At 67.6% G+C, this 22,787-nt stretch carries 17 protein-coding genes and 2 pseudogenes; 6 read left to right on the forward strand and 13 right to left on the reverse strand.

Translation table 11 applies throughout. The features are described from left to right. Positions 1 to 32: 32 nt before the first annotated feature. The 7 genes from DB31_RS43725 to DB31_RS43755 all read right to left on the reverse strand — a co-directional run bounded on the left by DB31_RS43725 (position 33) and on the right by DB31_RS43755 (position 11,271). Positions 33 to 1,349, reverse strand: coding sequence for a sigma 54-interacting transcriptional regulator (locus DB31_RS43725; protein WP_044199852.1), 1,317 nt, complete (start codon positions 1,347 to 1,349; stop codon positions 33 to 35). A 176-nt stretch (positions 1,350 to 1,525) separates the two neighbouring features. Beyond that, a complete protein-coding gene (locus tag DB31_RS43730) occupies positions 1,526 to 4,147 on the reverse strand; it encodes an RCC1 domain-containing protein (protein ID WP_157232504.1) in 2,622 nt (873 codons plus the stop codon). Positions 4,148 to 4,352: 205 nt separating this feature from the next. Continuing rightward, on the reverse strand, positions 4,353 to 5,870 hold the full coding sequence (locus tag DB31_RS43735; RefSeq protein ID WP_052420717.1) for a S8 family serine peptidase: 1,518 nt from the start codon (positions 5,868 to 5,870) through the stop codon (positions 4,353 to 4,355). 34 nt (positions 5,871 to 5,904) lie between these two features. Then, a complete protein-coding gene (locus tag DB31_RS43740) occupies positions 5,905 to 6,693 on the reverse strand; it encodes a hypothetical protein (RefSeq protein WP_044199855.1) in 789 nt (262 codons plus the stop codon). A gap of 21 nt (positions 6,694 to 6,714) precedes the next feature. After that, on the reverse strand, positions 6,715 to 7,809 hold the full coding sequence (locus DB31_RS43745) for a Hint domain-containing protein (protein WP_044199857.1): 1,095 nt from the start codon (positions 7,807 to 7,809) through the stop codon (positions 6,715 to 6,717). Between the two features lie 60 nt (positions 7,810 to 7,869). Continuing rightward, positions 7,870 to 9,924 (reverse strand): HEAT repeat domain-containing protein, encoded by a 2,055-nt coding sequence (locus DB31_RS43750; protein ID WP_083969248.1) that lies wholly within the window; start codon positions 9,922 to 9,924, stop codon positions 7,870 to 7,872. Positions 9,925 to 10,086: 162 nt separating this feature from the next. Then, on the reverse strand, positions 10,087 to 11,271 hold the full coding sequence (locus DB31_RS43755) for a hypothetical protein (protein ID WP_044199859.1): 1,185 nt from the start codon (positions 11,269 to 11,271) through the stop codon (positions 10,087 to 10,089). A gap of 415 nt (positions 11,272 to 11,686) precedes the next feature. On the opposite strand from DB31_RS43755, the pseudogene DB31_RS43760 reads away from it, so the two are divergent. Then, positions 11,687 to 13,081, forward strand: a pseudogene (locus tag DB31_RS43760) (fumarate hydratase); the annotation flags it as partial. A 16-nt stretch (positions 13,082 to 13,097) separates the two neighbouring features. Then, positions 13,098 to 14,069, forward strand: a complete 972-nt coding sequence (locus tag DB31_RS43765; protein ID WP_044199861.1) for an ADP-ribosylglycohydrolase family protein — start codon at positions 13,098 to 13,100, stop codon at positions 14,067 to 14,069. Positions 14,070 to 14,089: 20 nt separating this feature from the next. Here the strand turns inward: DB31_RS43765 and DB31_RS43770 are convergent, their stop codons facing one another. After that, positions 14,090 to 14,587, reverse strand: a complete 498-nt coding sequence (locus DB31_RS43770) for a hypothetical protein (protein ID WP_075306516.1) — start codon at positions 14,585 to 14,587, stop codon at positions 14,090 to 14,092. A 32-nt stretch (positions 14,588 to 14,619) separates the two neighbouring features. Here DB31_RS43770 and DB31_RS43775 point away from each other — a divergent pair, with 32 nt between their 5' ends. Beyond that, a complete protein-coding gene (locus DB31_RS43775) occupies positions 14,620 to 14,988 on the forward strand; it encodes a hypothetical protein (protein ID WP_240487298.1) in 369 nt (122 codons plus the stop codon). 1 nt (position 14,989) lies between these two features. Here DB31_RS43775 and DB31_RS43780 read toward each other — a convergent pair whose 3' ends face one another. Then, a complete protein-coding gene (locus DB31_RS43780; RefSeq protein ID WP_044199863.1) occupies positions 14,990 to 15,952 on the reverse strand; it encodes an ornithine cyclodeaminase family protein in 963 nt (320 codons plus the stop codon). Positions 15,953 to 16,040: 88 nt separating this feature from the next. Here DB31_RS43780 and DB31_RS43785 point away from each other — a divergent pair, with 88 nt between their 5' ends. After that, positions 16,041 to 17,345, forward strand: a complete 1,305-nt coding sequence (locus tag DB31_RS43785; RefSeq protein ID WP_083969249.1) for a DUF4082 domain-containing protein — start codon at positions 16,041 to 16,043, stop codon at positions 17,343 to 17,345. 339 nt (positions 17,346 to 17,684) lie between these two features. Continuing rightward, entirely contained in the window at positions 17,685 to 18,308 is a 624-nt protein-coding gene (locus DB31_RS43790; protein WP_044199865.1) for a TIGR02265 family protein, read from the forward strand. Positions 18,309 to 18,337: 29 nt separating this feature from the next. On the opposite strand, the gene DB31_RS43795 is transcribed toward DB31_RS43790, so the two are convergent. Beyond that, positions 18,338 to 19,192, reverse strand: a complete 855-nt coding sequence (locus DB31_RS43795) for an MnmC family methyltransferase (RefSeq protein ID WP_044199867.1) — start codon at positions 19,190 to 19,192, stop codon at positions 18,338 to 18,340. 94 nt (positions 19,193 to 19,286) lie between these two features. Beyond that, positions 19,287 to 19,388 (reverse strand): annotated as a pseudogene (locus DB31_RS50140) (NAD(P)-dependent alcohol dehydrogenase); the annotation flags it as partial. A 123-nt stretch (positions 19,389 to 19,511) separates the two neighbouring features. On the opposite strand from DB31_RS50140, the gene DB31_RS43800 reads away from it, so the two are divergent. After that, complete coding sequence (locus tag DB31_RS43800) at positions 19,512 to 20,423, forward strand: LysR family transcriptional regulator (RefSeq protein WP_044199868.1); 912 nt, start codon at positions 19,512 to 19,514, stop codon at positions 20,421 to 20,423. Here DB31_RS43800 and DB31_RS43805 read toward each other — a convergent pair. Together DB31_RS43805 and DB31_RS43810 are read right to left on the reverse strand one after the other, a co-directional pair. Further along, positions 20,405 to 21,097, reverse strand: a complete 693-nt coding sequence (locus tag DB31_RS43805) for a RibD family protein (RefSeq protein ID WP_044199870.1) — start codon at positions 21,095 to 21,097, stop codon at positions 20,405 to 20,407. The two genes, DB31_RS43800 and DB31_RS43805, sit on opposite strands and share 19 nt — an antisense overlap. Then, positions 21,094 to 22,728 carry a Na+/H+ antiporter gene (locus DB31_RS43810; protein ID WP_044199873.1) on the reverse strand — a complete coding sequence of 545 codons (1,635 nt, stop codon included), beginning with the start codon at positions 22,726 to 22,728 and terminating at the stop codon, positions 21,094 to 21,096. Before DB31_RS43810 ends, DB31_RS43805 begins: the two co-directional genes overlap by 4 nt. Positions 22,729 to 22,787: the final 59 nt, after the last annotated feature.

Raw genomic sequence — 22,787 nt, forward strand, 5'->3', positions numbered from 1 at the left:
ACCGCAAGCCGCAGCCGCAGGCTCACCCTCGCCTACTCTGGCTTCTCGTGCCCGTGCAGGCCGTGCTTCTTGAGCAGCTTACGCACATAGATCCGGGCGATGCCCGACTCGCGCGCAGCCCGTGAGATGTTGCCCTTACATCGCTCCAGGAGGTTCTTCAGGTAGTCGCGCTCAAAGCCCTCGACGATCCGCTCTTTGGCTTCCTTGAAGGGCAGCTCCAGATCGGGCCCGGCGGGGGCCGCGAGGGGCGTGGCCATGGGCGACATCTCCGGCAACGCCTGCTCGCCCAGGTTCACCACGCGCTGGACGACGTTGCGCAGCTCGCGCACGTTGCCGGGCCACGGGTACTGCTCCAGCAGCGCCCGCGTCTGCTCCGACAGCGCGCTGGGCGGCCGGTTCATCCGCTCCAGCATCGCGTCCACCAGCAGCGGGATGTCCTCGGGCCGCTCGCGCAGGGGCGGCAGCGTCACTCGCAGCACCGCGAGCCGGTGGAACAGATCCTCCCGGAAGCGGCCCTCCTTGACGGCGGCCTCCAGGTCTCGGTGCGTGGCCGCCACCACCCGCACATTCACCGTACGGTAGTCGTTGGCGCCCACCCGCTTCACCTGACGCCGCTCGAGCACTCGCAGCAAGCGGGGCTGAAGCTCGAGCGGGAGATCTCCCACCTCATCCAGGAAGACAGTGCCTCCATCCGCCCGCTCGAAGGCCCCAGCGCGCTCCGCTTGGGCCCCGGTGAAGGCCCCCCTCACATGGCCGAATAGCTCGGACTCCACCAGCGAGGGAGCAATGCCCGCCAGATCCACGATGCTGAACGAACCCTTGCCGCGAGAGCTCACCGTGTGGATGCCCTCCGCGCACAGCTCCTTGCCTGTCCCCGTCTCGCCTTGGATGAGGACGTCCGCATCCCCCGCAGCCAGCCGCTCCAGCAGGGTGAAGACCTCGCGCATCTTCCGGCTGCCCCCCACCAACCCTCCGAACCGGGTGTCCGAGGAGAGCGGGATGACGTGATCGCGCGCGTCCTCTGGGACGATCTTCAGCTCGGTGGCGCCGAGCCTGACGATCGCGCCCAGACGCACCTCCAGCTCGGTGAAGCGCATGCGCTCGCAGAACGAGCCATTGCGAGAGCCCAGGTCCCGAGCCAGCACCCGATCCTCGCGGACATCCAAGGCCAGGTGCTGCCGTGACACAGTCCGGTCATTCAGGACAATGTCACACGCCGGATCCGATCCCAGCCGGTAGCTCTTGACCTGGAGCGAGATGCTGCGGCCTGCGTGGGCCCCCGACAAGAAGACGATCTTTCTTCTGAGCGTGGGGAGATGAATCTCAGGATCGGGAGTCGTGCTGAACATCGATGGATGGCTCGTGTCATCCTGGTCTGGAAACACTGGTGGCAACGAAAACTACCACCCCAGGTCAACACAAGAGAACAGCCTCCACTCCAACAAGAAAGACTCAGAACCACTGAATTCACCTGCCTCGCTCGCTCGGCTGGAGCAGCGAGCGAGGCCCCCCCACTGTCGGAGCATCACCCTCCGATAAGACCGACTCCACCACCGGGAGGAACGAAGATGCTCCCGTCGCCCGGCAGAGCCGTGACCTGCGTGGGGCTCGACCGGTTGGTGGTCGTCCCCTCTCCGAGCTGGCCGTAGCTGTTGTAGCCGCAGGACCGGACGATGGCGCCCTTGTCCAGCGCCATCGTGTGATGGTGGCCACCAGAAGAGAGGTCCACGATAGAGCTCAAGAGGGTCGCCGCCGGCGCCGTGCGGTTGGTGGTCGTCCCATCACAGAGCTGGCCATAGGTGTTGTAGCCCCAGCCCGACACGGTCCCATCCCTCCTCAAGGCCAACGTGGAGTAGCTCCTCGCGACGATTGCGATGACATCGCCGAGGCTCAGGACCTGCACCGGCGACGAGCGGTTGGTGGTCGTCCCGTCTCCGAGCTGGCCGTAGTAGTTGTAACCCCAGGCCCTCACCGTGCCGCTCGTGGCCAGCGCCATCGTGTGGTACATGCCCGCAGAGACAGCGGCGATGCTGGGGAGTCCGGGGACCTGCACCGGCGACAGGCAGTCGGTGGTCGCTCCGTTGCCCAGCTGGCCGTAGGAGTTGTAGCCCCAGGTCCACACAGTGCCGTCCGCCTTCAGTGCCACCGTGTGGTAGATGCCCGCAGCGATGGAGATCACACCGTTGAGGCCAGGGACCTGCGTCGGCGAGGAGCGAGAGATGTTCGTTCCGTTTCCGAGCTGGCCGTAGCCGTTGTAGCCCCAGGTCCACACGGTGCCGTCTGCCTTGAGCGCCACCGTGTGGTAGCCTCCGGGGGAGACCGCGATGACGCCCTCCAACCCGGGCACGAGCTGCGGCGTGGGGCTGTTGGTGGTCGTCCCGTTGCCCAGCTGGCCGTAGCCGTTGTAGCCCCAGGTCCACACGGTGCCGTCATCCTTCAGCACGACCGTGTGGTGGGTGCCCACCTCCGCGTCGACGACGCCGCTCATCCCCGTCAGCAGTGCAGGCGTGAGCCTGTTGGTGGTCGTCCCGTCGCCCAGCTGGCCGTAGGAGTTGTAGCCCCAGGTCCACAGCGCCCCGCCCTTCCCCACGGCCACCGAGTGGGCAGTGCCGCCAGCCGTCGAGACGATCCCGCTGACCACGACGGCCACGGGCGAGAGGCGCTGGGAGACGGTCCCATCTCCCAGCTGGCCGTAGTAGTTGTAGCCCCAGCCAAACAGGGTGTGAGGGTTCGTCACGACCAGCTGGCGCTTCTGGGCCACTGTGTGAGTGGCACCCGCGCCGAACATCTTGACGCCGGTCATCCCCGGGACCTGCACCGGCGTGGCGGAAGTGGTGGTGCTCCCGATTCCCAGCTGTCCGTTGTAGTTGGAACCCCAGGCATACAAGGTGCCATCCTGCCGCTTGGCCACGGAGTGGAAGGCGCCGGCGGCGATCTCGACGGCTTGGGTGAGGCCCGACACCTGCACCGGGAAGACGCTGTCGACGGTGGTCCCATTTCCCAGCTGGCCGTAGGAGTTGGAGCCCCAGCTCCACGCGGTGCCGTCGCTCTTCACGCTGACCGTGTGGTAGTAGCCTCCGGAGAGGGAGCGGACGCCGCTGATGCCCGCCACCTGTACGGGCGTCAACCGGGTGAGGGTGGTCCCGTCCCCCAGCTGCCCGTTGGCGTTGGATCCCCAGGCCCAAGCGCTTCCGTCCTTCTTCACGGCCACCGTGTGGAGGTAACCCGCGGCGATGCCGAAGACGCCGCTGAGACCGGACACCTGCACGGGCGTCAGGCGGCTCGTGGTGGTCCCATCCCCGAGCTGGCCGTAGCCGTTGTAACCCCAGGCCCACACGGTCCCGTCCGCCTTCAGCGCCACCGTCCGAGCGTAGAAGGTCGCCACCGCGACGACGTCGGTCAGGCCGGGCACCTGCCTGGGCACCGCATGGAGCGTGGTGGTGCCATCTCCGAGCTGGCCGCTGGAGTTGTACCCCCAGGTCCACACGCTCCCATCCTCCGTCACCGCCGCCGAGTGCGTGTCCCCGGCCGACACGGAGACGACGTGGCTCACCCCCCTCACCCTCGTGGGAGAATTGCGCTGGGTCCTCTCGCCGTTGCCGAGCTGGCCATAGGTGTTGTAGCCCCACCCCCACACAGAGCCGTCCGACTTCACCTCCAGCGTGTGGTTGCCGCCGAGGCTCAGGCTGGGACAGAACTGGACGACGTTCCGGAACACCGTCTTGGGCAGGTTGTTGCAGTAGCTGCGATTGCCATTGCTGTCGATGATCATCGGGTAGGCCTTCACCTCGAAGCCGTGCACCCCGCAGCCCACCCCGGCCTCGCTGAAGAACCACTCCCCCGTCTCTCCCACGCGCTCGTCGACCGCATGCAGCGTGCCGTCGACGTAGTACTCGAGCTTCGCGGCATTGGCCCCATTGATGGCCGTCCAGGTTCCCGCGCCGGCCAGCTCGCCCTCGAAGGAGCTCACGCCTTCCAGCGAGAGGTCGTCGATGGCCGCCCCCGACGAGCACAGCGCCGACTCCTGGGTCCCCAGCGTCTCCTCCGGGCCGATCCCTCCCTCTTCGGGAGGAGCACCACAAGCCGCCAGCAGCACCGAGGCCAATACCGCCAACACATCCGAACGCTTCAGGTCTCTCTTGAGCATGGTCTCTCCCCTCTGCACTCGCCACGCCAGCCGTGGCGGCCAACCATGGCTCCCTGCTTTTCCAGCGATTTCCTTGGGTTTCCTATTTACGGGTTTCGCCAGAGAGGGCCTCTGGCGGAGGCCCCTGGTCACAGCAGTAGCCAGGCCCAGGGCAGGCCCTGATCACAGCTGTTATCAGGCGGGCCCGCCGCACCCGAGCGCGGCCTCAGTACTGGCCCTTCAGCGTGGTGGTGTAGCTGGTGAAGGCGCGGAGTTGGACGAACCAGGTACCCGGAAGCGGGTTGGGCAGGGTGCACGTCTCGTTGTTGCCCTTGCGCAGGGGCCGACACTGGTAGGCGTACGTCTCTGGCAGCTGGCCATAGCGGACGTAGAGGTCCGCGTCTCCCGTGCCTCCGGAGAGGGTGAAGACCACCGAGGGCCGCCCGGCCGGGACCTCCAGCTTGAAGTTCTTCTGGCCGCCGGTGATGTCGGACACACTTGTTGCCACCCCGTTGGCAATGGGCGTGGCCTGGGGGCGCTTGTACAGCAACCGGTTGGGCGAGGTCGTGTCAAAGACATCCAGCTGCACCTGATCCACGCTCGCATCGGCGATCAAGCGAGCAGGGATGCCGGCGGGCAAGACGCCCTGGGACAGAAGGATGGCCGCCAAGCCGCTCACGTGAGGTGTGGCGAACGAGGTCCCCTCGACGTTCGTCCAGGCCTCGTCACTGAACATCGCCGCGGATTTGATGTTCGCACCGGGAGCCCAGAGGTCCAGACATTCTCCAAAGTTGGATCCATTGAAGCCGCTCGACCAGCGCGTCTGCGCCTCGTCGATCGCGCCCACGGTCAAGATGCGCTCCCGGAACGGGTGGGTGGCGTCCGGCTGGAGACGGGCCGGCGAGCAGGTGCAGGCGTTCAGGCCGGCATTCCCCGCTGCGACCACCAGGACGAGCCCGGGATTGCTCGCCATGACATCCGCGGCCGCATCGAGCGGTGCGAACGGGCTCGTGGTGGTGAAGCTCAGGTTGACGATGGCCGGCGTGACGGCGTTGTTCGCCACCCACTCCATCGCTTGCACCAGCCCATCAACCGTCGCCTCGCCCAACTGGTTGAACGCCTTGACCGAGTTCAAACGGACCTTCTTGGCGACACCGTACGTCTTGCCTCCAATGATCCCCGCCACGGCGGTACCATGCCCGGAGAAGTCATCCCCGAACTCCGTGGTGTTGTTGAACGCGACCTGGGCGCGCCCTTCGAACTCCGAGTGCGATGCCCGGATGCCCGTGTCGATGATGTAGACGTTGACGCCCGTCGCGTCTTCGGCCTGGTAGCTGTTGCTCAGCGGCAGCCGCTCCTGGTCGATCCGATCCAGGTTCCAAGGCGCTGGAGACTGGACGCCCGACACCCTGACGATGCCGTTCTCCTGGACGTACTCCACCTGGGGATCCTCGGCCAGCGCCCGAGCCTGCTCCTCGTTGGCGGAGATGAGGAAGCCGCGAAAGGCGGTCTCGTGGGTGGTGAGGACACGTGCGCCGTACGGCTTGGCCAGCGCATCTGCCCTCAGCGCCATGCTCATCAGACCCCGTGCGGGCTTCTCCTTGAGGACGACGAGGTACTCGCCCTTCACGGGCTCCGGGGACCTCACCAGCTTGCCCTGCTCCGGCACCCGAGGTGGCGCAGCGAGCGCCCCCATCGAGGTCAGGACGAGACACGCGGTGATCAACCTGCTCCAGCTCTTCATGCTTGGCATCTGTTCTCTCTTTTCAATCATTGGGTCAGGGAGCTGCGGCACGGCGCACCTGTGCTTGAAGGCTCAGCTCCTGCTCCTTCACGAGCCGGCGCTGGTTGTGCGCAGCGATGTACTGCAACAGCTTCTCGAGCGAGGTCCCCTTCGCGGCTTCGACCAGGGCACGAGCTCTCTCGGGCTCTTGATCCGCGAAGATCTCGTAGAGCTCCATTCGGGTCGCGGCCATCGAGCGCCTGGCGCTCAATGACAGCTCCGGGCTGAAGGAGTCCGCCAGGATGATGCCTTCGACGGTGGACACCCACTGCTCGCGAGCGGGGTTCTGTCTCCAGGCCAATGCCTCGCGCAGGTAGTCGATCCGCATCAGGCGCTTGATGCTGGACTCCAGGGACTCCTCGGCTTCTGTCGAGGAGCCCAGCGTCCGGCGCAGCTGCTCATACATCCGCGTGTCGGCGAGCAGCGCCTCGTAGTCCTTCCGTCCATTGGAATCGAGGAGGATGTGCTCGCGGAAGTAATCGAACCGCGCCAGCTCCGGCTCCGTCTTGAAGAGCTTCGCCTTCATCACGTCGGTCGCCGTGGTGAACTCGCCGTGCTCCCCTTCCTCTCCTGGAACCTCCTCGGGCGCCGCGAGCAGGGCGGGGGGAGGAGGCACGGCGGGCCGCTCCGGCACCGCGACACGAGCCGGTGCCGGAGGAGTGTTCTCCCCCCTCACCGGGGCAGCCCTGATGAAGGCGGAGTCCTCTGGGCTGTCCAGCGCCGCGACGATGAACGCCAGCGCCACGAGCCCCGCAATGACAAACAGATACCGGCTGATCTTCATGGGATCTCGGCCTACGTCTGGCTAAGGGATGACGTCGGTGGGCACGCCATAGAGGATGATGCGGTTGATGTAGCGCACCTCGTCGTTCTGGAACCGCACGGAGCCCACCAGATAGCCCTGAGCCACGAGGATGTTGGACACCAGATCCGTCGACACTGGCGCGATGTTGTAGACCTTCCCGAAGTAGGTGGTCCTCTGAATGTCCACGATGGGATCCAGGGTGCCATCCGCCTTCACCAGCTCGTCGCCCACCTTGAGGGTCTGCGCCTGCACGATGCGGCCCTCGCCGTTGATGACAGGATGCTCGAGGGTGATGCTGAGCCGGCCGCCAGACTGGGTGGTGATGATGCAGAGCTTCTGCTCCGCATCGCGGAGCTCTCGCGTGTAGCTATAGGTGCTGTTCTGGTGCAGCCGCAGGTTGTCGAGCGTGGAGTCCGGGGTCAGCGTGATCAGGTCATCGCGCAGTGAGTTCATCGCGTCGAGGATGGGCACCTCTCCGCTGGAGAAGAGGATCTTCTGCTCGGGGGTGTAGCAAGCCGCCTCGCAGTAGCCGTTCACATGGGAGGGAGTGAAGACCGGCTGGGTGCTCTCCTTATCGAGATAGAACATGCAGTCCTCGAGATTTTTGTGAGGGAAGAGCTGGATGTTGTCCTCGGAGGTGATGTCCGACGAGGTGCTGAAGGTGGGGTAGAGCTGACGCCCCTTCCTCCGCCACGAGTCCCGCGACCACTGGAAGTAACCGTTGAGATCCGTCGTCTGGTAGGTGGGGCCCGACAGGTACAGGGCCATCATGGCGGAGGTGTTCATCTTGAAGAGGTAGTCCGGGCCCGTGAACGCGCCCTCACCCTCCGGGTTCTTCTCCGGATCGGCCTCCAGATAGTCCTTCAGCGTCCCGCCCCCCGCGGCAGCCTGGCCCGTGTTGAAGAAGGCTGCCGGATCCCCGACGTTCTGGAGCGTCCCGCACTTGCGAGCCCACTCGACTCGAGCCGCCGCCGCCGCATTCGTACTCAGGCTGTCGACAGTGCATCGAGCCGTGAGGATGGGCTGCGCGAGCACCTGCATCGGCAACAGCGCCCCCACCGCCAAGGCGATGGCACCCCAGATTCTATTGAACATTCAAACCCTCGCTTGTTCGTGCCGCACCATGCGGCACGGGAATCAGTGACAGGCGCTCCGCTACGGAGAGGAGCGCGGAAGGGAGCCGCCAGTCGTGGGCATGGCGACGAAGCTCGCGGCCGCCTTCCGGAGATCCGGGTTCGGATCGTGCTCGCTGGCCCAGGCCAGCAGGGGCAGCGCCTCCGGCACGGCCGCGCGCTGCTCTCCGAGGAGGTGGATCACGTCGACCCGGACTCCGTTGGTGGGATCCATGCGCAGCGCCTGCGCCAGAGCGGGGAGCAGGGGCGCCAAGGGCCGGAAGCCGCTGGCGAAGACGGCGACCCGCCGGACCTCGGGGGCGGGATCCTTGAGCATGAACTCGGACAGGAGCTGGTCGGCGCGGGGATCCGGGATGACGCGCAGCGCCTCGAGGGCGGCCTGGCGAATCTGGGGATCCGCGGATCGGAGCGCATCCTCGAACGTGCTCAGCGCGTCCGGCGAGCGGGTGTTGCCCAGGGTCCGCAGCGCCAGCGCCTGCTGCTCCGCATTGGAGGCCGTGCTGTACTCGCTGTTGAGCTCGTGGACGAGGGCCTCCGTACCCTTCGCGTCCGTGTCGGAGAGCTGGAAGGCGGCATTGCCGAGCGCCAGCTTCGCCGTGTCCCGGAGCATCCCGTCCGCGTCGTTCCTCGCGCCACGCAGGGCGTCCAGGCCCTCGCGGGTGGGGTCCTTCGCCACTCCCAGCGCGGCCACCGCGTCCATGCGGATGTCCGTGGGAATGGACTGATCGCCGCAGACCTCCGCCAGGGACTGGATGGCCTCGCGGGTGCTGGCCGCGGAGAGCGCGCCGAGCATGGGGCTGGCAGCGATCGGATCCATCCCCGCGCGAATGATGCCGGGGACCTTGAGGGCCTCGGAGGGGTGGAGCATGAAGAGGGCGCGGAGCTGCTCCAAGGCCTGGGTGCGGGCATCATCCTTGGCCTGGGGATCTTCCGGGAGCGAGCGCAGCTCCTTGACCAGGGTGTCGAAGTCCTTGCCCTTCAGCACCTGGCGGTACTGCTCCATCGGGTCCTGCTCCATGCCCTGGAAGGCCGCCATGGAGGCGGTGCTCAGAGAGGCCCGGCGCGCCATGAAAGTGCCGATCAGCGTCGGATCCGGGCGGCGCTCCAGCAGGCTCAGGCTCAGGGACGACTCATACGTGGTGGGAGGCATGGCCTGGCCCGCCTCCATCTCCACCCGCTCCCGCCCCTCGAGCGAGCGCGCCCAGAGATCGCGCTCCAGCTCGAAGGTGCTCGAGGCGCTCACGGTGATGTGGATCTGGCCAGTCAGAGGCTCGAGCCCCAACGGGGACGCCACGTGGGAGTAGGACTCCTTGCGCTTCTCGAAGCGGCCGGAGGCCAGGCGCTGATACACGGCATGGTAGCGGCCCGTGGTGTCGTACTCCTCGGCGCTCCAGGTGGCGCCCGGCACACCAGCCACGACGAACTGCGAACTCGCCACGACTCCCCGGAGGATGTTTCGCACGAGCGGATCCGTCGCCTGCTCGAAGTGCGTGAACGTCGCCAGACCGGTCTTGTCGTACGTGAGGAAGAAGGGAAGCTGAAGGGCTGCGGACAGGCTGCGCTGGACGTCGGGGGCCAGGGGGCCCGCGCCGCCAACGTCCACCGTCAGCGAGGAGAGCTTGATGTTCACCCGGGCATCGACGCGCTCGGCGTCGACAGAGACGACACCCACGTTCCACTCGCCCCGGAGGTTGAACCTCATCGAGGGCAGCGCCTGCGCGCCAGGCTGTGCCGGGCGAAAGGTGAGCTTCTGATCAGCGCTCAGGGAGTACCGGTAGAGCATCCCAGGGGTCCACGCGCGAGTTCCCGTGGAGGGCTTGGAGGACACGGCCGGGGCCGGCGCCGACGGGCCTCCGGCCGAAGGGGCTGCAGCCTGAGAGGACTGCGATTCCTGGGAGGGAGCCTCCGCAGAGGACGGGGACGCAAGCGCCCACAGCCCCAGGAGACTGACAGCCAGGAGCGCGAGCGTCACCCCGAAGAGGACGCGTGCGCGCTGACCCGCCAGGAGGCCTCCTGGGGTCGACGCCTGTCCCACGACAGCGATTGGCTTGCTGCTCACGTTGCCCGACTTCCGCATGGGGGTGCTCCGAGTTGGCGGCTCTTGCCGCTTCAGTTTCAGTTCTGGTTTAGAGGGCGGGTGCCGCATCCTCAGCCGATCGCTCGACCGAGGAGACAGCACCCGGTTCATCCCGCCTGGCGACAGCCAATGCCTCTCGGGCACGGCCGTCGCGTGGCGGTATCAGCCGCAGCCCAGGCTCGACATGGTGCCGCTGGAGTTGGCCAGGTTGAGGACCTTGGAGATGCCGGGCCAGTTGGCGATGGTGACGTTCCAGGTCTTCTTGAAGAAGAGGAAGTTGACCTTCACGAAGGCCTGCAGCGAGCCCTTGAGCGCGCTCAGGTTGAGGTCAGCCTTGAGGGACCAACTGGGCGAGCAGAGGGTCCAGCCGAGGCTGGCCGCGGCCTGCGCGGTGGCGTTGATCAGGGACAGGGAGCCGGACACGCCGAAGCTGGCGATGGCGACGTTCACCGCAGCGGAGGCCACCACGTTGGCCCAGCCGCCGGCGTAGGAGGTGATCGCGGCCAGCGCGGGGCTCACCTGGCCGTTCAAGCCCATCTTCACGCCACCGGTCAGCTGCGACTTCACGGTGACCGGCACGGGGCCGACCATGAACGACTTGGAGACGGAGAAGAACGAGCGGCTCCAGTTGATGGGGGTGGGCGCGAAGGTCCCAGCGAGGTTGGCGCTCCAGATCTGCGAGCCCAGGGCGTACAGCGCGGCGGTGCCGCTGTTGCAGCCGCCCTGCTGCCCACAGACGTACGAGCGGCCGCGGACCAGCTCTTTCTCCGTGTTGAAGGCGGTGCCAAAGAGCCGGCCCTCGGCGAGCGCCTCTTCCTTCTTCGCCACGGTGCCGTTCGCCGGCGTCGCGGTGACGGAGGTGTTGACGTTGTAGCCCGCACCGAAGATGGAGTTACCGAACCGCTCCGTGCGCTGGTAGTAGACACTGACGGGAGTGACCGCCATCTGCCCGATGAGCTTCAGCCCGGCCCCGGTCTGCGTCGGCGGCGTCTCGGACGGAGGCGGCACGTTCGGCGTGCTGGCCTCGGGGATGGTGGCCTGGAGGTAGTTCACGTTCCGCCGGCCATCGTTGATGTCGAGGAGAATGGGCGCGTTGAGCAGCTGCGCCTCGTTGTTGACGACCGCGTCCTGCTCGGGCGGCGTGTAGGTCGCGTTCGCGTCGAATGGGAGGACCTGCGTCTCCCAGGGGATCCTGTTGTCGAGCTGCGTGTTGGACGGGTAGATGGTGTACGGGTACTTCACGCTGTCGACGACATAGGGATTCGGGTCCTGGTAATCCTGCGCGGACGCGACGGTTGCGACGGTGACTGCCACAAGCGCGAATGCGCGCGATACTGCCTTCATCATGTTGAGCCCCTCATTGCGTGGAACGGCTCGCAGCCCTGGTGCACGGGGCGAGCCACCCAAGAGGGGTTGGCCTTCTTTCATCGATCTACCGTGATTTCACGGGGTTACGGTTCTCCAGGGAATACAGGAATCCGGCAACAACCGTTATCACTGATAACTCACATGCCCTGGGAGTGGCTCGTGGCCTGGTAACGCGCGTTATCAGGGTCGCTCGCGGAGCCGCTGCCCCGCTGAGGACGCGCTCGCGCCTGGGCGACTTGAGCCCCTGGGAGTATGAGCGGGGCGCCCTACCTGCTGAGCCGAGTTCGGGCTGGCGCTCGAAACGTAGGCTACCCGCTGCCCACGAGATCGAACATCTGGCCCACGCCCTTGGCGCGCGCCACTTCGTAGAGCGCTCGCGCCAGCGCCACGTCCTTCCAACGACCGGTTCGTCGCCCTGGAGCTGCTGAAGAACGCCAACATCGCCGCGGGCCGCGTGCTGCCCTCCTGCCAGGACACCGGCACGGCGATCGTGATGGGCAAGAAGGGCCAGTACGTCCTCACCGGCGGCAATGACGAGGAGGCCATCTCCCGCGGCGTCTTCGAGACGTACACCTCGACGAACCTGCGCTACTCGCAGCTGGCTCCGCTCGACATGTACAAGGAGGCCAATACCGGCACCAACCTCCCCGCCCAGATCGAGCTCTATGCAACCGAGGGCGACACCTACAAGTTCCTCTTCATGGCCAAGGGAGGCGGCTCGGCGAACAAGAGCTACCTGTTCCAGGAGACCAAGGCGCTGCTCAACCCGGACAGCCTGATGAAGCTCCTGGATCAGAAGATCCGCTCGCTGGGTACCGCCGCGTGCCCGCCGTACCACCTGGCCATCGTCGTGGGCGGAACCTCGGCCGAGTTCGCGCTCAAGACGGCCAAGTACGCCTCGGCGCGATACCTGGACACCCTGCCCACCAGCGGCAACAACCTGGGCCGTGGCTTCCGCGACGTGGAGCTGGAGGAGAAGGTGCACCAGCTCACGCGCCGCATGGGCATCGGCGCGCAGTTCGGCGGCAAGTACTTCTGCCACGACGTGCGCGTCATCCGCCTGCCCCGCCATGGCGCGAGCTGCCCGGTGGCCATCGCCGTGTCCTGCTCCGCGGACCGGCAAGCGGTGGGCAAGATCACGAAGAGCGGCATCTACCTGGAGCAGCTCGAGACGGATCCGGCCAAGTACCTGCCGGAGACCACGGACTCGCAGCTGGGCGGCGAGGTGGTGAAGATCGATCTGAACCGGCCCATGTCGGACATCCGGGCCGAGCTCAGCCGCTACCCGACGAAGACGCGCCTGTCGCTGTCCGGGCCGGTGATCGTCGCGCGCGACATTGCCCACGCGAAGCTCAAGGACCGGCTGGATCGGGGCGAGGGCCTGCCGCAGTACATGAAGGACTTCGCGGTGTACTACGCGGGCCCGGCGAAGACGCCGCAGGGCATGGCGTCGGGCAGCTTCGGCCCCACCACGGCCGGGCGCATGGACAGCTACGTGGACCTGTTCCAGTCGCACGGCGGCAGCCTGGTGATGCTGGCCAAGGGCAACCGCTCCAAGGCCGTCACCGAGGCGTGCAAGAAGCACGGCGGCTTCTACCTGGGCAGCATTGGCGGCCCGGCGGCCCGGCTGGCCCAGGACTGCATCAAGAAGGTGGAGGTGCTCGAGTACCCCGAGCTCGGCATGGAGGCGGTGTGGAAGATCGAGGTGGTGGACTTCCCGGCCTTCATCGTCGTGGATGACAAGGGCAACGACTTCTTCGCCGAGCTGAACGTCTCCGCCAAGGACTGAGGTAGAACTCGCGGTCATGGACCGCTCTCAGTTCCTTGGCTGCATCGTGGGGCTCGCTGTCGGGGACGCGCTTGGCTACCCCGCCGAGTTCCGGTCGCGGGCCCAGCTCCTTCGTGAGGTGGGCCCCCAGGGCATCACCGGGTTCCTCCGCCTGAAGGACCCGCGCTTCTCGCGGCCTTTCATGACGGGGCCGGATCACCCGCCGGGCACCTTCACGGACGACACGCAGATGACGCTGGCGGTGGCTGAGGCGCTCCTGTCCCACGGCCGCGCGGGGCGAGACGCGCTGATGCAGGAAATGGGGCGCCGCTTCGTGGAGTGGCACCGCTCGCCCGACAACAACCGGGCGCCGGGCGCTACCTGTGGCCGAGGCTGCGAGAACCTGGAGCAGGGTGTGCCCTGGCGGGAGGCGGGCGTTGCGAACAGCAAGGGCTGTGGCAGCGCGATGCGCGTGGCGCCCCTGGGCCTCTTCTATGAAGATCTGGACGAGGTGGAGTCCGTGGCTCGGGACTCCTCTCTGCCGACGCATGGGCATCCCTCGGCGCTGGAGTCCTCCGCCGCGGCCGCGCTGCTGGTGGCGCTGGCGCTGCGGGGCGAGCCCCCCGCTCGGATGTATGAGGAGGTCATGCGCCGCTGCGGGGGACGGAGCCCGGATTTCGACGCGTGCTTCTCGCGGGTGCCGGAGGTGCTGAACCGCCCTCCCGAAGAGGTGCTCACGAAGGCCGTGCTGGGCGAGGGCTGGGTGGCGGAGGAGGCCGTGGCCAGCGCCCTCTACTGCTTCTGGCGCCACCCGGACGACTACCGGGCGGCTGTGCTGGAAGCGGTGAATACCGATGGTGATTCAGACAGCCTTGCGACCATTGCTGGCTCGATCAGCGGGGCGCGGCTGGGGTTGGGAGCGATCCCCTCGGAGTGGGCGCGGGGAGTGGAGCGCTCCGCGTACCTCCACGAGGTGGGCACCCGGCTCGCCGCAGCGCGCGGGCTGTAGCGCCCCTCGGGCTGGGAGGCTCAGCGCAGGAAGATGTCCACGTAGTCCGCGACATCCTCGCAGGGGTTTTCCATCTCCTTCATGCGCCAGTAGCGACGCTTGCCGGTGATGCGGAAGGTGAAACGGCCCTCGCGCGGGCAGGTCTTGCCTCCGGCGATGTGGTCCACCTGCGTCTCCACCTTGCCTACCAAGACGAACGACTTCGCGTCCACGGCCTCAATGACGCCCTCCACCGTGACGTAGTTGCCCTTGGCGTCCTTCTGCGAGCCCTTGAGCTTCAGCAGGCCGTTCTCCTCGGTGACCTGGACCTCGCCGGCCTTTGCGTTCTCGAAGGTGATCCACTGCAGCGTCAGGAGGTGCTCGCCGAGGAGCTTCTCGCGAGCGCTGGCATCGTTGACCTGCGTCTTCGTGGGTGCGGCAGGAGCCTCGTCACCGGCCCAGGCCGGGGAGACGGAGAGCATCGCGAGCAGCAGGGTCAGGGCAGCCCGAGGAACGGACAGAACGGGAAGAGAGAGCATGCGACCGAGCATACTCTCGGTAGAGTCGGCGCATGTCTCCGCGTGCGCGCAAGACGATGCCCTCTGCTGAAAACGCGCAGCGCTATCCGCGGACACCGGATGGGCGCTACTTCGTGGTGAGAGGCCGTCTCTGGCGCTGCAGCAACCCGGCGCTGGGGCCTCGGCAGAGGGCAACACTGGTGGAGGCCCTCATGCGGGCACGTGCGGACGTCCAGCGTGCATTGCGAGCGGGCTCACGAGAAGCCGAGCGGAACGCCCGCACCCGCGTGCACCGGGCCAAGGTGGCGCTGGGAGAACGGGGCCCTGTGTGGTGGACCGATGGGGCCCCGGACTTCAACCGCCGGATGGCGAAGAACACGCCCTACGCGGAGTGGTACTCGCGGCTGGCGCTCGAAACGTAGGCTACCCGCTGCCCACGAGATCGAACATCTGGCCCACGCCCTTGGCGCGCGCCACCTCGTAGAGCGCTCGCGCCAGCGCCACGTCCTGCACCGCCAGCCCCGTCGAGTCGAAGATCGTGATCTCGTCCCCCTGGCGCCCTTTCCTCTTCCCCGCCACCACCTCACCCAGCGTGCCTGCGATCTGCTCCTTCTTCAGCTGACCGTCGTGCAGCGGCACGTTCACCTCACCCGAGTGCAGCGCCTGCTCCTCGTCGTCGATGAAGATCCGCCCCGCTTGCAGGATGCTCGCCTCCAGTTCCTGCTTGCCCGGCGCGTCCGCTCCCATCGCGTTGATGTGCGCCCCCGCCTTCACCCACTCTCGCTTCACCACCGGCGAGCGCACCGGCGTCGACGTGCACACGATGTCCGCTCCCGACGCCTCCTGCAGGCTCACCACCCGCCCGCCTTTCTCCTTCTGCAGCGCCTGCGCCGCCGCCTCCGACGCGTCCGCCAGCAGCAGCTCGAGCCCCTCGAACAGCGCCCGGTGCGCGTCGATCAGCACCCGCGCCTGCACCCCGCACCCCACCAGCCCCAGCGTCCGAGGCTTCGCCCGCGCCAGGTACTTCGATGCCACGCCCCCCGCTGCACCCGTCCGCCACGCCGTCAGCAGCGTGCCGTCCATGATCGCCAGCGGCGACGCCGTCTCCGGATCACTCAGCACGTACACCGCGCGCACCGTCGGCAGCTGGTGCTTCTCCGGGTTGCGAGGATGCGCGTTCACCCACTTCACTCCCGCCGCCCCATCCAGGAACGCCGGCATCGCCCGGAAGTCCCCGTCGTACTTCGGCAGCGAGAGGTACACCTTCGGAGGCATCAGCGCCTCGCCCAGCCCGTGCGCCTTGAAGGCTCGCTCCACGGCGTTCAGCCCCAGGTCCACGGTGTACAGGTTGCGGAGATCGTTCGCGCTCAGCAGGAGGGTTGGCATGCGGCGCCTTATACCGGGCCCCATCCCCACCGGAAACGATGGCTCTTATTCCGAGATAATCCTCCGAATCTCAATTTCCGGAGTTTCCATGAGCCGCGCCTCCCTCTTCCTCACCCTGGCCCTCGCCGCCTCTCTCACCCGCTGTGCGCCCCCGGACTCCGAGCCGGAACAGGCCCCCACTCCCGCCGAGAGCACCCAGGCCCTCACCCCCGGTGGCGGTCTTCGGCTCATGACCTACAACATCAAGCACGGAGAGGTGAGCAGCCTCGACGCCATCGCCAACGTCATCAAGGGCCAGGGTCCGGACCTCGTCGCGCTCCAGGAGGTGGACAGCCTCACCCACCGCTCGGGCAAGGTGGATCAGGCCGCGCGGCTCGGGCAGCTCACCGGCATGTACGCGTCGTTCGTGCCCTCGCTCCTCAGCTATGACGGAGGCCAGTACGGGCTCACGCTCCTGTCCCGCTACCCCATCCGCTCCTCGACGCGCATCCCCCTGCGCTCCGCCGCCGAGCAGCGCATCCTCGCCCTCTATGAGGTGGAGCTGGACGCCCAGCACATCCTCCCCGTGGGCGTCACCCACTTCGGCACCGTCGACGCCACCGAGCGCCTCAATCAGGCCGCCGACGTCAAGGCCGCCCTCACCGGCAAGCCCTGGGCGCTGCTCGGCGGCGACTTCAACGCCTCGCCCTCCGAGTCCGGCATCACCAGCCTGCTCCAGCTCCTCACCGACGCGTGGGCCCGCGGCGGCTCGGGCAGCGGCTACACCAGTTCCGCCAGCTTCCCCACCCGCCGCATCGACTACCTGATGCTCGGCTCCGCATGGACCTCGCCCGTGACGGCCCGCGTCGTCAGCGCGTCCTCGCAGTCGGATCACCTCCCCGTCGTCGCCACCCTCATCCTGCCCTGGAGCCAGACCCTGCTGGGCGATCGCGTCCCCGGCACCGCCGTCCAGGCCGACACCAAGGCCGTCGAGGTGGGCGTCCGCTTCCGCAGCAACGTCCCCGGCACCATCACGGCCCTCCGCTTCTACCGAGGCACCCGGAACGCCAGCGGCTACGTGGCCCGCCTGTGGACCAGCGCCGGCACCCTGCTCGCCCAGGTCCCCGTCACCGATGGCGCCATCCCCGGCTGGCAGGAGGTGGCACTCCCCTCGCCCGTCGCCATCTCCGCCAACACCCTGTACGTGGTCTCCTACTACTCCTCGAACGGGCAGTTCGCGCGGGACGTCGACGGCCTGCTGAACGCCATCGTCAGCGGCAACCTCACCGCCCCCAGCAGCGCCAGCGTGGGCGGCAATGGCATCTACGTCTACGCCACCGGCGGCGGCTTCCCCACGGCCTCCTACAAGAACACCAACTACTGGGTGGACGTCCGCTTCGTGCCCTCTCCGTAAGGCTCACACCGACCGTCCCAAGAGGGCGCACCGCCTGGCGCGCCCCCAGCCCCCCGGCTGCCCTACCCACGACGTCCGCCTCTCAGGAGCCATCCGCTCCCCTCCCACGTATGGATCCTCCTGCAGCCTTATGTAGTTGCAAGTACACGTAGCGGAATTTTTCCCGGCCGCTAGAATCATCGCCACTTCGGGCTTTACGGCTTTTCGCGGAAAACAAGGAGACGCTTTCACCTGCAGTATGATGAAAGTTCCCGTGTAACACCCAGAGCGTAACGTCACTGAACATTCATTCACCGTCGGCCGAGCGTTTCTCCGCTCGGTCCAGTAGGGTGTGCCGCTATGACTTCAGAGAAGCTGGTTCACGCACAGACAGTTGAGGCGTTGTTCGTCCGCGCCTTCGAGAACCGCCTGACGCCCGCCAGCCGGGAGGCCTTCAAGCGGGCGGGGCTGGATCTCGACCGGAAGCTGGAGCGGACCTACACGCTGGAGCAGTGGAAGGACTTCCTGCGGACCGCCGCAGCCCACATCTACGGTGGGGTGCCTGCGGAGGCCGCGTACTACTCGCTGGGTGGGCGGTTCATGGATGCCTGGTTTGGCACCTTCCTGGGCAAGGCGCTGCTGGGCGTGGCGCGGCTTGCGGGCCCCCGGCGCATGCTGCTGCGGGCCGGCCAGGGCTTCCGGGGTGGCAACAACTTCAGCGAGGTGCAGGTGGTGGAGCGCGGCCCCACGTCGCTGGAGCTGCAGGTGAACGATGTGATGGCGGATCAGCCCACCTTCATGGCGGGGGTGCTGGCGCGGGCCGTGGAGCTGGCTGGCGGCTGGCGCGTGGTGGCAGTGCCCGAGGGCTTCGACGGCACGGCATGCACGTTCCACATCCGCTGGTCCGAAGTGCCCGCCGTGGCCGGCCTGAGTGAGAACGCCCAGGCCGGGGGCAACGCCGTCGCGCCGCGTCCCCGGGCGTGAGCGTCCGCGTCACCGCCTGACGCCCCCGGTCATCCCCCCACCGCACGCCACTGCGGATGGGCCAGGAGCCGCTCCTCCATCTCGGGAGTGAGCGGCGCGCCATGGGGGGCGCGAGAGGAGGAGCGGCGCCACCGCTCCAGCCACCGCGCTCCCAGCGGCTTTTCGAGTGCCTCCAGGCGGGTTGAGGCGATCGTCGTCTCCCCCTTGGTGCCGGTGGACACGCCCGCCCCCACGTAGAAGCCCGCCAGCAGCAGGGTGACGCGGGTCGGCGTGGCGGCGCTGTACGTCATCAGCAGCGCGCCCTCCCCGTCCTCGCGGCTGCGAGCGCGCACGCGGGACAGCACGGCCTCGGTCCACATCTCCGGGTTGGACGCAGGCGAGAACGGATCGAAGAAGATCCAATCAGCGAGGGGCAGCGCTCCCTCCAGCACCGAGACGGCGTTGCCCAGGTGGAGCCGCCAGCGGATCCCCTCCTCTTCCCAGAGCCCGTCGCGCATGAGCGCCTCGGCGGCCTCTCGGAAGGGCTGGAGGAAGGGAAAGCCGGCGGGGTCCGCCAGAGCCAACCGGAGCGGCGCGAGATCCACCTCGAGGCTGATGACCTCGAGGGGCCGCTGGCGCTCGGGGCCCAGCTCGCGGGCGCGGGTGAGCGCGGCCACAGCGTTGGTGGCGGCCCCCAGGCCCACGTCGAGAATGACCAGCGGAGGCCCAGGCTGGCGCAGGCGCTCGGCGAGGCGGGGCTGGTCTACGTAGAGGCGCAGGGCCTCCTGCCAGGGACCAATGCTGGGGTGCATCACCTCGCCGTGCCCCAGGTGGCGCACGGCGCGGGCGCCATTGCGCAGCGTCACCAGCTCGAAGTCACCATCTCTTGGGTTGTCGGACTCCACGCTCAGGACTCCTGGGTACAGGGCTCTCCGCAGCCCGTGCGCCTTGCTGCCACAATCCGGCAGAAGCTGCCCATGGAAAATTCCCGGCCGCGCATCAGAGGGTCGAGGTGTCGATCACGAACCGGTACCGGACATCGGAGGCGAGCACGCGCTCGTAGGCCTCGTTGATCTTGCCAGCCGGGATGACTTCGACGTCGAACTACGTCCGAACCCCTCGAATGACTACGCGCACTCAAGCCAACAACCCCTTAAGCGGTGCTTAACAGTGAGGCGTCAGCGCCTCTGGAACATCGCCGTGTTCGTGCCAGGGTTTCTCTCAATGAATACGGCTCCCCTCTCGCAACTCCAAGTGTTCCTCGCCGTGGCTTGCCTGCGCAGCTTCAGCGGCGCGGCGCGCGAGCTTGGCGTTTCCACCCCCGCAGTGAGCCAGGCGGTTCGGCAGCTCGAAGAGCTGCTGCGCGTGACGCTGCTCATCCGGACGACGCGCAGCGTGTCCCTGACGGATGCAGGCAGGCGGTTGCTGGAGGGCGCGGGCCCGGCGTTGGGGCAGGCGCTCGCCACCCTCACCGAGGTCTCCGCTCAACCGGGAGAGACGGTGGGCCGGGTGCGGCTCACGGTGCCGCGGGTGGCGGTGCCCTTCGTCATTACCCCAGTGCTTCCCACCTTCCGCGAACGTCACCCCCGGGTGGAAGTCGAGGTCGCCATCGAGGATCGTTTCGTGGACATCGTAGCGGAGGGCTACGACGCGGGCGTGCGGCTGAGCGAGTCCATCGAGCGCGACATGGTGCAGGTGCGGCTCACCGACGCCTTCCGCTTCGTGGTGGTGGGTTCCCCCGCCTACCTGGCGCGCCATGGGACGCCCCAGCGTCCCGAGGAGCTGCTACGCCACGAGTGCCTCTGCTTCCGCTTGCCGAGCAGCGGGGCGCTCTACGCCTGGGAGTTCGAGCGGGGCCGCAGGACATGGCGTGTGCCGGTCCGCGGAGGCGTGGTCACCAACGACAACCAACTGAGGGTCACCCTGGCGGAGCAAGGCCTGGGGCTGACGTACGCCTTCGAGCCCATGGTAGCCGAGCAGCTGCGCACCGGGCGGCTGCAACAGGTGCTCGAAGCCTACGCGCCCACCGTCCCCGGCTTCTTCCTCTATTTCCCCAGCCGTGCGCAGCGCTCCCCGGCCCTGCGCCTCTTCGTGGACACAGCCAAGGAGCTGGTGCGTCAGCGCTTCAGCGTGTAGCGCAGCCAGACCAGGTCGCCTGTGCGCTTCTCGAAGGAGACCAGCTTCAGGTGGCGAGCGGGTCCCTTCCCCTCCTTCGCATCGAAGAGCGACGGAGCCCCCACGGCCCCATCCGCGATGGGCGCCACCAGCACGCTCAGCTCGTCAATGAGGTCCGCAGCCAGGAAGGAGCCGTTGATCTTCCCGCCCCCCTCGAGGAGCAGCTTCCGGATGCCGAACTCCTTCGTGAGCTTCCCGAGCACCCTCTTCAGGTTCAGGTCCGTCTTGCCGCCAAACAGGTAGGAGACGCCCTTGGATTGAAGGAAGGCCAGGTAATCGTCCGAGACCTGCTCGGTGAGCACTGCAATCACGTGCTCGTCGTCGATGGAGCTCGACTTCCAGGTGAGCTTGCCGGACGGGTCCAGTGCAATGGCGTAGGACTCCGCATCACGCCTCGCGATGAAGTCCGTTCTCGGAATCGGGCGCGAATCCTTGCGCGCCGGAATCCGGGCCTTCCCAGCGTAGGGCTCCATCGAGATCCGGCCGATCATCCACGCATCGGCGCCGAAGGTCGCGGCTGTCCGCTCGTACTCGCCCGTGACGCTGGCCGGGAGCTTCCAGCGCGTGACGACGATCCGCCCATCGACAGAGGGAACCATGTGGCAAATCACGTAGGGACGCTTCGCTCTGTTCATCTGCTGGCTCCTGCCTCCCCGATGGGGGCGAGCTGCTGCAAGTCCAACTCCTCCAGATCGAGTTCCTGCTCGACTCGCTGGAAAGCCGCGTCACCAATGGTGCCATCCGCTCGCAGCGCGAGCAGCCGCTGCCGCTCGGCCGTCGTGGCCCTGCGCGCGATGGTGGCGTCAGCATTGAACGCGTGGCCGTCACCTGCTGCCGCCCCAGGAGACGCATGGCCGCCGCCTGCCAGCTCCGCTTCGGCCCGCCGGAGCATGACCTCGTACCGGCGGCGCAGCAGCCCTGCCATCTCCTCGCCAGGCAGCTCGGCCGTGACCGCGAGCGCGGCGCGCAACGTCTCGACCCGCGCGAGCAGCACCTCCCGCTCCACCGAGCCATCGTCCTTGAGCTCGAGCGCGTTGATGAGGGGACGCAACGTCATGCCCTGGACGACGAGTGTCCCGAGCACGACGGAGAAGGCGGTGAACAGGATCAGATCGCGATAGGGGAAAGCGTGCCCGTCGGACCCGCCGGTCGGAAGCGCCAACGCGGCAGCGAGCGTCACGGTCCCTCGCATGCCGCACCACGCGACGACCACTGCAGCGCGCCTGGACAGGCCCACCGTGTCACGGCGCGCCACCGTGCCGTCCGCCGCTAGACGGCACCACCAGCGGCTCACGGCTGCGGCGCCCGACACCCATGCGAACCGCGCGAGGATCGTCGCGATGCACACCGCAGCCGCGATGCCGGCGTACTCGGTGAGCGTGCTCGAGTCGATCCGGCCGAGGATCCCCTTGAGCTGGAACCCCACGAGGATGAAGGCGAGCACGTTCAACACGAACACGGCGAACTCCCAGACCGCGTACGCGGGGATCCGGACGCGCGCCGGGGTGAGATCCGCGGCGCGGCGGGCGCTCACCATCGCGAACACGACCACGGTGAGGATGCCGGAGAGATGAAGCCGCTCCGCGAGCAGCCAGACCGCGAACGTCCCACAGAACTGGCAGACGACCGCGATGGCGACATCCTCGATCCGCGCGATCAACTCGATGATCACCCGTGACAGCACCCACCCAAGCACCCCGCTCCCCACGGTGACAACCAGGAGCTGAGGAATCACCCCCGCCGGAGACAGCGCGCCCGCCAGCGCCGCACCGACGGCGAGCCGGTAGATCAGCAGTGCGCTCGCATCGTTGAAGAGGCTCTCTCCCTCGAGGATGACGAGGAGCCGGTGCGGCGGACGGAGCTGCTTGAGCACAGCGGTGGCGGCCGCCGCATCAGGGGGCGCGACGATCGCGCCGAGCGCGACCGCGACGGCCCAAGGCATGCCGGGCACGAGCAGACGGGCCACCCCCGCGACGACGACGATGGTGAGGGCCACGGCGCCGATGGCAAGGCCGGTGACGGTCCGCCAGTTCGCCCGGAGGTCTCGCAGGGACGCATCGAACGCGGCATCCAGCAGCACCGGCGCGACGAAGAGCGTGAGTGCAAGCTCCGGATCCAGGACGAGCGTGGGAGTGCCGGGAACGAGCGCCAGGCCCGCCCCAGCGAGCGCCACCATCGCCGGGTAGGGAGTCCCGATGCGCTTGGACAGCGCGGTGAGTCCTGCTCCGGCGAGCAACAACGCAATGATGATCTCAAAGACGTCCATGCGGATCGCGAACCTCTCGAGTCATCCTACGTCCTCGGCTGCCCGAACCGGTACGCTCC

Origin of the sequence: Hyalangium minutum (genome assembly GCF_000737315.1) — a bacterium.
Taxonomy (GTDB): domain Bacteria; phylum Myxococcota; class Myxococcia; order Myxococcales; family Myxococcaceae; genus Hyalangium; species Hyalangium minutum.